This window comes from Aureimonas mangrovi (assembly GCF_014058705.1).
Taxonomy (GTDB): domain Bacteria; phylum Pseudomonadota; class Alphaproteobacteria; order Rhizobiales; family Rhizobiaceae; genus Aureimonas; species Aureimonas mangrovi.
In genome coordinates this window covers 3,351,621-3,365,554 of sequence record NZ_CP059692.1, presented here as the reverse complement: position 1 = coordinate 3,365,554, position 13,934 = coordinate 3,351,621, and the positions used below count along the sequence as shown (strand labels likewise).

General features: G+C 68.6%; 12 protein-coding genes. 3 read left to right on the top strand and 9 right to left on the bottom strand.

What is annotated here, in order from left to right; all coding sequences use genetic code 11:
* Positions 1-9: 9 nt before the first annotated feature.
* From H1343_RS16250 to uraH, 8 genes are read right to left on the bottom strand one after another with little or no spacing between them, the layout of a single operon-like run.
* On the bottom strand, positions 10-1,089 hold the full coding sequence (locus H1343_RS16250) for a BMP family ABC transporter substrate-binding protein (protein ID WP_185983862.1): 1,080 nt from the start codon (positions 1,087-1,089) through the stop codon (positions 10-12).
* 38 nt (positions 1,090-1,127) lie between these two features.
* Positions 1,128-2,054, bottom strand: coding sequence for an ABC transporter permease (locus H1343_RS16245; RefSeq protein WP_185983861.1), 927 nt, complete (start codon positions 2,052-2,054; stop codon positions 1,128-1,130).
* Complete coding sequence (locus H1343_RS16240) at positions 2,051-3,121, bottom strand: ABC transporter permease (RefSeq protein ID WP_185983860.1); 1,071 nt, start codon at positions 3,119-3,121, stop codon at positions 2,051-2,053. Before H1343_RS16240 ends, H1343_RS16245 begins: the two co-directional genes overlap by 4 nt.
* Positions 3,111-4,649, bottom strand: coding sequence for an ABC transporter ATP-binding protein (locus H1343_RS16235; RefSeq protein ID WP_185983859.1), 1,539 nt, complete (start codon positions 4,647-4,649; stop codon positions 3,111-3,113). Before H1343_RS16235 ends, H1343_RS16240 begins: the two co-directional genes overlap by 11 nt.
* Positions 4,633-5,541, bottom strand: coding sequence for a xanthine dehydrogenase accessory protein XdhC (gene xdhC / locus H1343_RS16230; RefSeq protein WP_185983858.1), 909 nt, complete (start codon positions 5,539-5,541; stop codon positions 4,633-4,635). The genes H1343_RS16235 and xdhC overlap by 17 nt, the downstream gene beginning before the upstream one ends.
* Positions 5,538-7,940, bottom strand: a complete 2,403-nt coding sequence (gene xdhB, locus H1343_RS16225) for a xanthine dehydrogenase molybdopterin binding subunit (protein WP_185983857.1) — start codon at positions 7,938-7,940, stop codon at positions 5,538-5,540. The genes xdhC and xdhB overlap by 4 nt, the downstream gene beginning before the upstream one ends.
* Positions 7,940-9,370, bottom strand: coding sequence for a xanthine dehydrogenase small subunit (gene xdhA, locus H1343_RS16220; RefSeq protein WP_185983856.1), 1,431 nt, complete (start codon positions 9,368-9,370; stop codon positions 7,940-7,942). Before xdhA ends, xdhB begins: the two co-directional genes overlap by 1 nt.
* On the bottom strand, positions 9,370-9,741 hold the full coding sequence (uraH, locus tag H1343_RS16215) for a hydroxyisourate hydrolase (RefSeq protein WP_185983855.1): 372 nt from the start codon (positions 9,739-9,741) through the stop codon (positions 9,370-9,372). The genes xdhA and uraH overlap by 1 nt, the downstream gene beginning before the upstream one ends.
* A 163-nt stretch (positions 9,742-9,904) precedes the next feature.
* Here uraH and puuE point away from each other — a divergent pair, with 163 nt between their 5' ends.
* Genes puuE through H1343_RS16200 form a run of 3 tightly spaced genes read left to right on the top strand, consistent with a single transcriptional unit; the run spans position 9,905 to position 12,854 of the window.
* Positions 9,905-11,344 (top strand): allantoinase PuuE, encoded by a 1,440-nt coding sequence (gene puuE / locus H1343_RS16210; RefSeq protein ID WP_185983854.1) that lies wholly within the window; start codon positions 9,905-9,907, stop codon positions 11,342-11,344.
* Positions 11,341-12,360, top strand: a complete 1,020-nt coding sequence (gene alc, locus H1343_RS16205; RefSeq protein ID WP_185983853.1) for an allantoicase — start codon at positions 11,341-11,343, stop codon at positions 12,358-12,360. Before puuE ends, alc begins: the two co-directional genes overlap by 4 nt.
* Positions 12,357-12,854: an ureidoglycolate lyase gene (locus H1343_RS16200; RefSeq protein ID WP_185983852.1), complete on the top strand. Its 498-nt coding sequence runs from the start codon at positions 12,357-12,359 to the stop codon at positions 12,852-12,854. The genes alc and H1343_RS16200 overlap by 4 nt, the downstream gene beginning before the upstream one ends.
* Here H1343_RS16200 and H1343_RS16195 read toward each other — a convergent pair.
* Complete coding sequence (locus tag H1343_RS16195; RefSeq protein WP_185983851.1) at positions 12,827-13,855, bottom strand: DUF1176 domain-containing protein; 1,029 nt, start codon at positions 13,853-13,855, stop codon at positions 12,827-12,829. The genes H1343_RS16200 and H1343_RS16195 overlap by 28 nt on opposite strands.
* Between the last annotated feature and the right edge of the window lie 79 nt (positions 13,856-13,934).

The following is a 13,934-nucleotide window of genomic DNA, read 5'->3' as shown; positions in this document are numbered from 1 at the left end:
CGCGATCTCTTAGTTGGAAACGCCCTCGACATACCATTCCATCGAGAGGAGGTCCGGATCGGCCATGACCTGCCCCTCGGGCACGCGCACTTCGCCGGCCTGATCGGTGATCGGCCCGGTGAAGACGTGGTAGGAGCCGTCCTTGGTGCCGTCGACGATCGCCTGCGCGGCCTCCTGCACCTCTGCGGGCATGCGCTCGTTCCAGGGCGCCATCTCGACCTCGCCCTCCGGCATGCCGAGCCAGACATTGCCCGTCTCCCAGGTGCCGTCGATCACGGCCTGCACGCGCTGGACGTAATAGGGGCCCCACTGATCGACGATGGCCGTCATGTGCGCGTTCGGCGCGAAGTTCGACATGTCCCAGGCTTGGCCGAAAGTGATCGCGCCGCGCTCCTCGGCCGCCTGCAGCGGGCCGGGGCTGTCGGTGTGCTGGGTGATGACGTCGGCGCCCTGGTCGAGAAGGGCGTTCGCCGCCTCGCTCTCGCGAGCCGGGTCGTACCAGGAGTTCACCCAGACCACCTGCGTTTCGAAATCCGGGTTCACGGCGCGCGCGGCCAGCGTGAAGGCGTTGATGCCCATCACCACTTCCGGGATCGGGAAGGAGGCGACGTAGCCGGCCTTGCCCGTCTCCGACATCATGCCGGCGATGGTGCCGAGCACGGCACGCCCCTCGTAGAAGCGGGCGTTGTAGGCGGCCATGTTCTCGGCCGTCTGGTAGCCGGTGGCATGCTCGAACTTCACGTCCGGGAACTGGCGCGCGACGCGCAGCGTGGGGTTCATGAAGCCGAAGGAGGTGGCGAAGATGATGTCGTTGCCGTCCTGCGCGAGCTGGCGGATGACGCGCTCGGCGTCCGGCCCTTCGGAGACGTTCTCCACGAAGCTCGTCTCGACAGCGTCTCCGAGCTGCTCCTGAAGGTACTGCCGGCCCTGGTCATGGGCGAAGGAATAGCCGAAGTCGCCGACCGGGCCGACATAGACGAAGGCGGCCTTGACCGGGCGGTCCGTGACCTGCGCGAAGGCGGGCAGGGCGGCGAAGGCGAGGACGGCGGCGGTACCGGCCATCAGCGCACGGCGGGTGAAGTGGGTCATCGGCAGGGCTCCATCGAGAAAGCGGGACTGTAGCGGGTTCATGCGGTGGCCCGGAAGGGCTTTCCGAGGCATGCGGGTGCGGCCGTGCGGGCGGAGAGCTTGCGGCCGGAGATGAGGGCGAGGACGAGGATCGTCATCAGGTAGGGAAGGCTCGTCAGGAACTCGGGCGCAAGGCCGGACCATCCCGCGGCCTTGGCCTGAAGCTCGAGCGTGATCACCGCGCCGAAGAGATAGGCGCCGACGAGAAGCCGGCCGGGCCGCCATGCGGCGAAGACGACGAGCGCGATGGCGATCCAGCCGCGCCCGGAGGTCAGGCGCTCGGCCCACATCGGCGTCAGCACCAGCGAGTAGAAGGAGCCGGCGAGCCCGGCCATCGCCCCGCCGAAGAGAACCGCGAGATAGCGCACGCGCAGAACCGGATAGCCGATGGAATGGGCGGAGGCGTCGTTCTCGCCGACTGCGCGCAGGATCAGCCCGCCGCGCGTATGCTTGAGGAAATACCAGACTGCGAAGGTCAGGAAGAACGAGAAGTAGACCAGCGGCGAATAGCCGAAGAGGACGCGCCAGATCGGGTCTGCGCTCAGCGCACGAGGGAAGACCGCCCCGAGCGTCGAGGTCGTCATGCCGACGAAGGAGGCGCCCAGAAGCGCCGAGACGCCCGTGCCGAAGATCGTCAGCGCCAGCCCCGTCGCCACCTGGTTGGCTGTGAGCGACAGCGTCAAATAGCCGAAGATGAGCGAGACGGCGGCGCCGCAGACGAGTGCCGCCAGCGCGCCGAGCCAGGGCGAACCCGTCGAGACCGTGACGATGAAGCCCGTCACCGCGCCGATCAGCATCATGCCCTCGACGCCGAGATTGAGGACGCCGGACTTCTCGACCACCAGCTCGCCCAGCGCTGCGATAAGGATCGGCGTTGCCGACATGACCACGGCGAAGACGACGGCGACGGCGAATTCCGGGCTCATGCGGCGGCCCTTGCATGCCAGCGCGGCCGGTAGCGGATCAGGATGTCGGAGGCCAGCAGGAAGAACAGGAGCATAGCCTGGAAGACGCCGATGGCGGCCGCCGGCAGGCCGATCATCGTCTGCGCGCTTTCGCCGCCCACATAGGTGAGCGCGAGGACGAGGCTGGCGAGGACGATGCCGACCGGCTGGAGGCGCCCGAGAAAGGCGACGATGATCGCGGTGAAGCCGTAGCCTGTCGGAAAGCTCGGCACCATCTGGCCGAAGGGACCGGCGGCCTCCAGAATGCCCGCAAGGCCGGCGAAGGCGCCGCCGATGGCAAGACACAGGAAGACGACGCGGTTCTCGCGAAAGCCGCCGTAGCGCGCGGCGTGCGGCGAAAGGCCGAGAAGGCGCACCTGGAACCCGGCGATGGTGCGCGCCATCACGAACCAGACGAGAAGCGCGAGCGCCAGCGCCAGCGGTATGCCGAGATGGATGAGCGTGCGCGGCACGACGATCGGCAGCGTCTGGTCGAGCGAGAACAACGCGCTCTGCGGGAAGCCGAAGCCCATCGGATCGCGCCACGGACCGCGCATCAGATAATACAGAAGCTGGATGGCGACGTAGTTCAGCATCAGGCTCGACAGGATCTCGCTGACGCCGAGCTTCACGCGCAGAAGCGCGGGGATCGCCGCATAGGCCATGCCGCCAGCGAGGCCTGCGAGAATCATCGCCGGCAGGATCCAGAAGCCGGTGAGGTCGAGCGTGGCGAGCGCGATGCCGGTGCCGGCGAGGCCGCCGACGACGTACTGCCCCTCGGCGCCGATGTTCCAGACATTTGCCCGGAAGCCGATGGAGAGCCCGAGCGCGATGATGGCGAGCGGCGCTGCCTTGACCAGAAGGTCCTGCCAGCGATGGACGCTCGTCAGGGGGGCGAGGAAGATCTGCCGCACTGCGCCGAGACCGTCATAGCCCAGAAGCGTGAACACCACCGCGCCGACGATCAGCGTCGCCGCGACGGCGCCGAGCGGCGACAGAAAGACGGCCGCGCGGCTGGGCTTCAGCCGCGGCTCGAGCCTAAGCGACATCGCGCACCTCGTCGGAAGCGGGTTCGCCGCCATGGACGCCGCCCATCAGGAGGCCGAGCTCTTCCACCGAGACCGAGCCGACGTCGCGCGGCTGCGACAGGCGCCCCTCGTTGATGACGCAGATGCGGTCGGCGATCGACAGGAGCTCGTCGAGATCCTGGCTGACGACGACGATCGCCGCGCCCTTCTCGGCAAGGTCGGCCATCGCCTGCCGGATGAAGGCGGCGGCGCCCGCGTCGACGCCCCAGGTCGGCTGCGAGACAAGAAGGACGGAGGGCTCCTGGCCGATCTCGCGGCCCATCACGAATTTCTGAAGGTTGCCGCCCGAAAGAGAACCCGCGGCGGCACCCGGCCCGGTCGCCTTCACCGAGAAGCCCGAGATGATCGACGCGGCGAAGTCGCGTGCCCGGGCGAGCCGCAGGAGCCCGCCATCGGAGAGCTTCATGCGTCGGCGCGCCGAGAGAATGGCGTTCTCCGACAAAGACATCGCCGGCACGGCGGCATGGCCGTTGCGCTCTTCCGGAACGCTCGCGAGCCCGCGCGCGCGGCGCGCCGAGACGCCGAGCGCGACGATCTCCGCACCCTCCAGCTTGATGGAGCCGGCAACGCCCTGCGTTCGCTCACCCGACAGAACCTCGAAGAGTTCGCTCTGGCCGTTGCCCGCCACCCCGGCAATACCGAGGATCTCGCCGGCCCGCACCTCGAAGGAAACATCCTTCAGGCTGGTGCCAAAGGGCGGCTCGCCCGTTGCAGAGATGCCTTGCGCCGTGAAACGCGGCTCGCCGAAGGAGCGCCAACTGCGGCGGCGCACGTCGGCGAGGTCGCCGCCGATCATCATCTCGGCCATAGAGCGGGCCGTTTCCACCGCCGGGTCGCAGGTCGCCACAACCCGTCCGCCGCGCAGGATCGTCGCGGTCGAGCAGAGCGCTTTGATCTCGTCCAGCTTGTGCGAGATGTAGAGGATCGAGCAGCCTTCGTCGCGCAGCTGGCGGAGCGTGGCGAACAGTTCCTCCACCTCCTGCGGCGTAAGGACCGATGTCGGCTCGTCCATGATGAGGAGCCTGGGCTTCACGAGGAGCGCGCGCACGATCTCGATGCGCTGGCGCTCGCCGACCGAGAGCGTGTGGACGAAGCGGTGCGGGTCGAGCGAGAGCCTGTAGCGCTTCAGGACCTCGCGGACCTGCGCCTCCAGCTCGCGGCGCGGCGGCGGCTCGTCCATGCCGAGCGCGATGTTCTCGAGCACCGTCATCGCCTCGAACAGGCAGAAATGCTGGAACACCATCGCGAAGCCGAGCGCGCGCGCCTCGCGCGGCGAGGCGATCGACACCGGCGCACCGTCGACGCGAATGGTGCCCTCGTCGGCGCTCTGGACGCCGTAGATGATCTTCACGAGGGTGGACTTGCCGGCGCCGTTCTCGCCGAGCAGCGCGTGGATCGTGCCGGGCGCGACGGCAAAGGAGATCGAATCGTTCGCGACGACGCCGGGGTAGCGTTTCGAGACGGCTTCGAGCTCAAGACGTGGCGGCATGGCGCTCCGTTTCCCGGACCGGACGACCGGGCGCGTCCGCCCCGTCTTTATTGCACTGCGGCTGCCCCTGCGCAAAGCCTGTGCAGGCCTTTTCCAAAGCCGAAAATCGCGCCAGAAGCTCCGCCGCCGTCATCGCGGCGATGACTTCGGGGCGCTTGTCGCGCACGGCCGTGCCGCCGATCGGCAGGACGAGGGCGTCCGGGCAGGCCGGCGAGCCTGTGTCGGCAAGATGCCGGCGAAACTTTTCGCGCTTGGTAGCGGATCCGATCATCCCGACATAGGCCGCATCGCTACGAGCGAGCGCGCGCTCCGCCAGGATGAAGTCGAGCGCGTGATCGTGCGTCATCACCACGAAGGCTGCGCCCGGCGGTGCCGCGTCGATCTCGGCTTCCGGCAGCGCTGTCGCGATCCGGGAAACGCCCGCCGGCAGCACGGCGAGGCGTTCGCTTCGCGTGTCGATGATCGTCAACGCCAGGGGCAGGGGGGCGAGCGCGCGGGCCATCGCCTGTCCGGTATGACCTGCGCCGAAGATCAGCACCGTCGGCGCTTCGGCCCGGCTTGCCGTCTCGACCGCTTCCAGCGCTTCGAGCAGGCTCGGCGTCGCGCGCCTCAGCGAAAGGCGCACCCGCCCGCCGCAGCACTGGCCGATAGATGGTCCGAGTGCGATCGAAAGCTCGGATGCGTCCTCGCCGGCGGCGAGGAGCCGCCGCGCCTCGATGATCGCCTCCATCTCCATCGCGCCGCCGCCGATGGTGCCGTGCGTCTCACCGGCCGAGATCAGCATCGTCGCGCCGGCTTCGCGCGGCGTCGACCCCTGCGCGTCCTCCACCCGGACGACGACGCAGGGTACCTGCGCCGCCAGCCAGTCGCGAAGGGTGAGGAGCGCGTTCATGCGCGGCCTCGAACGGCCTCGACGGCGGCGAGGATGCGCTCGGGCGTCGCGGGCGCGTCGAGATCGGGGAAGCGGCGATGGTTCCCCGCCGCGAGAACGGCGTCGGTCAGGGCCGAGAAGGCCGAGAGCGCCAGCATGAAGGGCGGCTCGCCGACGGCCTTGGAACGGTAGATCGTCGGCGAGGGGTTGCGTCCCTTGTCCCAGAGCGAAATGCGCAAATCGTCCGGCCGGTCGTTGGCGGTCGGGATCTTGTAGGTTGACGGCGCGTGGGTGCGCAGGCGCCCCGCTCTGTCCCACCACAGTTCCTCGGTGGTCAGCCAGCCGAGGCCCTGGATGAAGCCGCCCTCGATCTGGCCGAGGTCGATCGCCGGGTTCAGCGAGCGGCCGACATCGTGCAGGATGTCGGCGCGAAGGACGCGGTTCTCGCCGGTCAGCGTGTCGATCACGACCTCGCAGCACGCCGCGCCGTAGGCGAAATAGTAGAAGGGCGTGCCGGACGCCGTCTCTCGGTCGTATTGGATGCCCGGCGTCGCGTAGAAGCCGGTCGAGGAAAGCGAGACGCGGGCGAGATAGGCTTCGCCGACGAGATCCTCGAAGGAGAGTTCGTGCGCGCCGATCCGCACACGGCCGGGCAGGAACTCCACCTCTTTGGCCGGAACGCCATAGCGCGAGACGGCATAGGCGATCAGCCGCTCCTTGATGGTGCGCGCGGCGGCCTGCGCCGCCATGCCGTTGAGGTCCGAGCCGGAGGAGGCCGCCGTCGCCGAGGTGTTCGGCACCTTGCCCGTCGTCGTCGCGGTGATCTTCACGCGGGCCGCGTCGATCTGGAATTCTTCCGCGACGACCTGCGCGACCTTGGTGAAGAGCCCCTGGCCCATCTCCGTGCCGCCGTGGTTCAGGTGGACCGAGCCGTCCTTGTAGACATGGACGAGCGCGCCGGCCTGATTGAGATGCGTCGTCGTGAAGGAGATGCCGAATTTCACCGGCGTGAGCGCAAGGCCCTTCTTCAGGATCGGGCTCTGTTCGTTGAAGGCGCGCACCGCCTCGCGCCGCGCGCGGTAGCCGGACGTCTCCTCCAGCTCTTCCACGATCTCGGCGATCACGCAGTCGGTGACCGTCATGTGGTAGGGCGTCTGCGCTTCGCGGTCCGAACCCATCGCCGGATAGAAGTTGCGCTTCCTCGCATCCAGCGGGTCCAGCCCGGTCTCGTGCGCGATACGGTCCAGCGCGCGCTCGATGGCGACCATGCCCTGCGGCCCGCCGAAGCCCCGGAACGCGGTGTTGGAGGCGGTATGCGTCCTGAGCCGGCGTGAGTGGATATGCGCGCTGGGCAGCGCATAGGCGTTGTCGGCGTGAAACATCGCCCGGTCGGCGATCGCGCCGGACAGGTCCTTGGAATAGCCGCAGCGCACGAAGTGAGAAAAGTCGGCGGACAGGATTCGACCGTCTTCGTCATAGCCGAGCGCGTAGTCGGTGCGCATCTCGTGGCGCTTGCCGGTCATCTCCATGTCGTCGTCGCGGTCGAGCCGGCACTTGGCGGGGCGGCCGGTCTTCACGGCCACGAGCGCGCAGACGGCGGCGAAGAGCGCGGGCTGGCTTTCCTTGCCGCCGAAGCCGCCCCCCATGCGCCGTACCTCGATGGTCACGGCGTGGTCCGGTCGTCCGAGGGCCTTCGCGACATTGTGCTGCACTTCGGACGGATGCTGCGTGGAGGAGCGCACGAGAACGTCGCCATCCTCTCCGGGGATCGCGTAGGCGACCTGGCCCTCAAGATAGAAGTGGTCCTGCCCGCCGGTCTCGATGCGGCCTTCCACGCGATGCGGCGCGCTCGCAAGAGCCGCCGCCGCATCTTGAAGGCGCATGACGTGTGGCGGCAGAAGATCGCCCTCGGCATCGCCCAGCGCGATCGCCTCGTCGATCGTGATCGCCGCCGGCAGATCCTCGTATTCGACCATCGCGAGCTTTGCCGCCGCCCGCGCGGCCGCCAGCGTCTCAGCCGCGACGGCAAAGAGTGGCTGGCCGACGAAGGAGACGGTTTCTTCCGCGAAGATCGGATCGTCGCCGAAGACCGGCGAATAGTCGTTCTTGCCGGGTATGTCCTGTGCGCAAAGCACGCAGGCGACACCGGGCGCGGCGCGCACCTTCCCGATGTCCATCGAGAGGATGCGCGCATGGGCGCGGGCGGACATGGCGAGGTAGACGTGAAGCGTGCCGGGCAGTTCGGGGTCGTCGTCGGTGTAGCGCGCCTCGCCCGAGACGTGCTTGGCACCGCTGTCGTGCGCCAGCGCCGCACCGACGCCGCCGACGATCGAGCGCCGGTGCTTCGGGGTGCTCTCGTGCAGCGCCGTCGGCTCGATGGTCCCGGCCTCGCCGCGATCCTGGATGCGGGTCTCGTCCATCACGCGACCTCGGCGATCCGCGTCGGCACGCCCGAAAGCTGCAGCCTGAAGCGCTCGAGCGCGTTTTGCGCGGCCTTCAGGCGGTAGTCTCGCGTCGCGCGCATGTCGGTCAGCGTCTGGAAATCCTGTGCGAGCGCGGCCATCGCGTCGCGGCAGGCGGTTTCGTCGAAGGGCCGCCCGACGAGTGCGGCCTCGGCCGACGATGCGCGCTTCGGCGTGCCCGCCATGCCGCCGAAGGCCAGCCGCGCCTCCGCGACGAGGTCGCCGTGGAAGCCGAGCTTGAAGGTGGCCAGGACGGCCGAAATGTCGGAATCCATTCGCTTGGAGATCTTCGAAACGTGGAAGCGCTCGTTTTCCTGGAGCAGCGGCACTTCGACGGCGACGACGAACTCGCCCGGCGCACGGTCTTGGCGACCGTATTCGATGAAGAAGTCCTCCAGCGCGATGCGCCGTGCCTCCTCGCCGCGGCGCAGATAGAGGAAGGCACCGAGCGCGATGAGCGCGGGCGGCAGGTCGCCGATCGGCGAGCCGTTGGCGATGTTGCCGCCGATCGTTCCGGCGTTGCGGATCTGCGCGCCGGCGAAGCGGCGCATCATCTCCTTGAGGTCGGGATGGATGTCGCCGAGCCGCGCCATCGCCTGCGCGTGGGTGACGGCGGCGCCGAAATAGAGAGCGCCCGGTCCTTCCTCGACATGGCCGAGATCGGTGACGCGTGAGACGTCGATGAGGACGGGCAGGTCGCGATGCTGCTTAGTCACCCACAAGCCAACATCCGTAGCCCCGGCGACGAGCGTCGCATCCGGATGCGCGGCACAGGTGTCGGCGAGATCGTCGACATTGCCGGGCGAGAGCCAGAGCCCGCCTTCGCCCTCGTAACGGTAGACCTCGTCGCCGCGCAGGCGGGTGAGGCGTCCGGCAAGCTCCGCATCGGCCGCGTGCGTGTCGGGACGCGGATGGCGGGCGAGTTCGAGCCCGGCCTCCACGATCGGCCCGTAGCCGGTGCAGCGGCACAGATTGCCGGAGATCGCGTCCTTCACCGATTGCCGGTCGTGAAGTGCCTCGTTCATCCAGCCGCCCGCGAGCTGCATCACGAAGCCCGGCGTACAGAAGCCGCACTGGCTGGCGTGACGCTCGACCATCGCGGTCTGCACCGGGTGCGTGCCGCCAAGGCTCTCCACCGTTTCCACCGCGCGGCCGTTCAACGCGCCCATGAACAGGATACAGGCGTTCATCGTACGCCGACGCAGACCGCCCGCGCCATCGGGCTCGGACACGATCACGGTGCAGGCGCCGCAATCGCCCTCCGCGCAGCCTTCCTTGGTGCCGGTCAACCGCTCGGTCGTGCGCAGGTGGTTCAGGAGCGTCGTCGTCGGGTGGATGCCCTCGACGCTGCGCGCCTCGCCGTTCAGGAGATAGCGGATCGGCGCCATCAGCTCCCCCGATAGGTCGAGTAGCCGAAGGGCGAGAGGAGGAGCGGGACGTGGTAGTGCCGCTGCTCCGCCATGCCGAAGCGGATCACCACCTCGTCGAGGAACTTCGGCTCGGGAAGGTCGAGGCGCTGGGCGTCGAGATAGGCGCCCGCGCCGAAGACGAGCTCGTAGGCGCCGGTTTCGAACTCCTCGCCGGTCAGAAGCGGGGCGTCGCAGCGTCCGTCCGCATTGGTGCGCGCGCTCGCGACGGCCTCGCGAACGCCGTTCGAGAGGCGGAACAGCGAAACCTCGATGCCGGCTGCCGGCCGGCCCGTCGCCGTGTCGAGCACATGCGTCGTGAGGCGCCCACCAGTGTCATTCTCAAACGCCATGGAAGTTTCGTATCGCCCGTTTTTTGACCGTCCGGTCCACCAGTCTGCCCCCATGCCCAGGCCCCGTAAAGTGGAAAGCTTGGAACGGTTCAAGCGATGATGCGCGCTTGAAATGGTCTTCGGTTCGCGTATCGCTACGGGCCTCAACGACGGAGGCCCCGACATGCCCGACCGCTATCCCCGCGACATGCGCGGCTATGGCCGAAAGACGCCTAATCCACGCTGGCCGAACCCGTCCGGCCAGGGCCACGCGAAGATCTGCGTCCAGTTCGTCATCAATTACGAGGAGGGCGGCGAGAACTCCGTCCTGCACGGGGACAAGGCCTCCGAAGCCTTCCTGTCCGAGATCGTCGGGGCGCAGCCCTGGGTCGGCCAGCGCCACATGAACATGGAGTCGATCTACGAATACGGCGCGCGCGCCGGCTTCTGGAGGCTCTGGCGCCTGTTCACCGAGCGTGCGATGCCCGTCACGGTCTACGGCGTCGCGACGGCCCTGGAACGCTCGCCCGAGCAGGTCGCTGCGATGGGCGACGCCGGCTGGGAGATCGCCTCGCACGGGCTGAAATGGATCGACTACAGGGACCACACCATCGAGGCGGAGCGCGCCGACATGGACGAGGCGATCGCGATCCACAAGGCCGTGACGGGCGAGGCGCCGCTCGGCTGGTACACGGGTCGCTCCTCGGAACACTCCCTCGAACTCGCTGCCGAGCGCGGCTTTCTCTACGCCTCGGACGCCTATGCGGACGACCTGCCTTACTGGCAGGAGACGCGCTCCGGCCCGCTGCTCGTCCTGCCCTACACGCTCGACACCAACGACATGCGGTTCGCGACGCCGCAAGGGTTCAGTTCGGGCGACCAGTTCTTCGCCTATCTGAAGGACTCCTTCGACGTCCTCTATGCGGAGGGCAAGGCTGGCGCGCCGAAGATGCTGAATGTCGGCCTGCATTGTCGGCTCGTCGGGCGGCCGGGCCGGGCAGCGTCGCTCGCCCGCTTCCTCGACTACGTACAGAGCCATGACGACGTCTGGGTCGCCACGCGCGCAGCGATCGCGCGGCACTGGCGCGAGCATTTCCCGCATCGCGCGGGCCTTCGGCCGAGTCGGCTGGAGCGCGACGTGTTTCTCCACATGTTCGGCGGCGTCTTCGAGCATTCACCCTTCATTGCCGAGCGGGCTTTCGATCGCGGCCTCTCGGACGCGAACGACGCCGCACCCGGCCTCTCGGCCGCGCTGAACGCTGCCTTCCGTCGCGCGACGGGCGAGGAGCGTCTCGCAGTCCTGCGCGCCCATCCGGACCTTGCCGGCAAGCTCGCGATGTCCGACGGGCTGACGGCGGAATCGAAGTCGGAGCAGGCTTCCGCCGGGCTCGACAGCCTGACGGCCGAGGAACACGCCCGCTTCACCGAGCTCAACGACCGCTATCAGGCGCGCTTCGGTCATCCCTTCGTGATCGCGGTTCGTGGGCTGACGAAGAGCGACATCCTCGCCGCCTTCGAGCGACGGATCGACGCCACGCCCGAGGAAGAGCTTGCAACCGCGTGCCGCGAGGTCGAAAAGATCGCCGCCTTGCGCATTCAGGCGATCTTCGGAGGGACGAATTGAGCGAGAATTTCATCACGGCGGCGCCCGCGCCGGAAGCCGAGGAGCTTCTGAAGCGCTTCGTCGACCTCGCCCACCCGCGGCTCGGCACGCAGGTGACTTTCGCGACCGACGACTTCTTCGCCGACAAGGCGCGTATGATCCAGCCGGGGCCGGCACTCTTCTACCCGGACCGCTTCGACGACAACGGCAAGTGGATGGACGGCTGGGAATCGCGCCGCAAGCGCGTGCCGGGCCACGACCATGCGCTCGTGAAGCTCGGCCAGCGCGGCGTCATCCACGCGATCGACATCGATACCTCCTTCTTCACCGGCAACTTCCCGCCGCACGCCGAGATCGAGGCGGCCGACACGGTCGAGGAGCCGGGCGAGGGCGACTGGACGACCATCGTCCCCAAGGCCGCGCTGAAGGGCGATTCGCACAATCTCTTCGACATCGCCGAGCGCGGGCCGTGGCGCTGGCTGCGCCTGCATATCCACCCGGACGGTGGCGTCGCGCGGCTGCGTGTCTATGGCACCGTCGCCAAGGACTGGGCGGACGTCTCGCCGCAGGAAGAAGTGGACCTCGCCTCGCTCCTCAACGGCGGCACGGCGGTGGCATGGAACGACGCGCATTACGGCCATCCGGCCAACATGCTGGCGCCGGGCACCGCGCCCGTCATGGCCGACGGCTGGGAAACAGCGCGGCGCCGCGTGCCGGGCAACGACTGGTGCGTCCTGAAGCTTGGCACCGCGGGCACGGTGGAGCGCGTCCATATCGATACGCGCCATTTCAAGGGAAATTTCCCCGATCGCTTCACCCTGCGCGCCAAGCGCCTCGGCTCGGATCCCTCCGCTGACGTCATCGAGGAGGCCTCGGCCGACTGGCCGCTCCTCGTGACCGAAACGAAGCTTTCCGCCGACGACCAGATCGAGATCACCACCGTCGAGCCGCTTGGCCCTGTCACGCATGTCCGGCTGGACATCTTCCCCGATGGCGGCGTCTCGCGCCTGCGACTCTTCGGGCGGCGCGAGGCATGAGCGGCAGGCTCGTCGCGCAGGAACTGACGGCCGATGCCTTCCGCCCCTTCGGCGAGGTGATCGAGCCGGACAACGCCAGCGAAATACAGCTCATCAACGGCGGCTCCACCACGCGCTTCCATGACATCGCGCCGGTGGAGCTCGGCGGCGGCCGCGCGCTGATCTCGATCTTCAGGGGCAAGCCCTTCGAGTTGCCCCTGAAGGTGGAGATGCTGGAACGCCACCCGCTCGGCAGCCAGGCCTTCGTACCGCTTCAGGGGCGCCCGTTCCTCGTCGTCGTCGCGCCCGACGAGGACGGCCGTCCGGGCGCGCCCGTCGCTTTCCTCTGCGACGGCAGCAAGGGCGTGTCATACGCCGCCGGCACTTGGCACCACCCGCTGATCGCGCTGGAGGAAGCGTCGGACTTCCTCGTGGTCGATCGCGGCGGGGAGGGCGTCAACTACGAGGAAGCCTTCTTCGACGAGCCCTATTCGCTGGAGAGCTCGGCCCGGTAGAGCACCGGCCAGTCGTCGGGCGATACGCCTCGGCACTCGCCCATCACGGACTGCTCGACCAGAGCCGGGCCGTCGGCGGTGAACGCGAAGCGCGTGTAGGAGCCGCAGTCGCCGATGCCGCGCCCGCGTGCGAAAGCCTCGAACGTGCGGCCGTCCTCGGCCAGCATCGGGTTGACCAGCGTGGAGCGCTGGTCGCCATCGGGCGACATCCCCTGTCCCTGCGGGCCGAAATCGGCCGGCGTGACCTCGCCTTCGCGCACGATCGAGAAATCGTAGGAGATGTTGTAGGCGCCCGCGCTCGAGCACACGCCCCACAGGCGCGTGCCGTCCTCGGCCTCCAGAACGTAGTCGCCGGCGGTCTCGGGGCAGTATTCGTCGCTTTCGGGAAGGCCCTCGGGCCGTTCGCCGGGCTCTGAAACCTCGCTGAGGGTCATGGCATCGACGGTGACGGCCGGTGGCGTCGGCGGGATCGTGTCGGCGGGGCGGTCGCCCCTCGCGACGAGCGCCCCGCTCGTGCCGGCGCGCTCCTGCATGGCGTCCATGTAGCGCAATGCCGCCGAGATGCCGGCGAGCGAGACGGGCACGCTGGTCTCGCCGAGCGAGACATCGAGGGTCTGCGCGGGCAACAGTGCGTCGATGAAGGCGACGTGATCGACCGGACCGAGCGCGGCCGAGACGATGCTCCCCTCCCCGGGCTCCGCGTCGAGTTCCATCACGGGCAGGGCCTCGCCGCCCGTCAACGACAGCTCGATCGTACCGCCTTCGCCGGCATCGTCGAGGATCGCGACGGAAACGTCCGGGCCGGATTCGGCGCCCGCCTCGCGCGTGATCTTCAGATAGGCGGGCGCTGGCGCGGCCTCGGGCGCGAGGCCGATGGCGGTGCAGTCCCAGCGGTTGTCGCAACCGACCACCCAGTCCCCGAAATACTTGATCTTGCCGGCCTCCTGCGCGAGCGCGGGGGTCGCGAGGAGGGCGGGAGCGATGAGGAGGAGCGGGCGCATGGCGGTCCTTTCGTCTGTGATCGGGCGATCCTGCCGCCCTCTTTCGGCAGTCTCGTGACGGTGGCCATACACGGCCTGC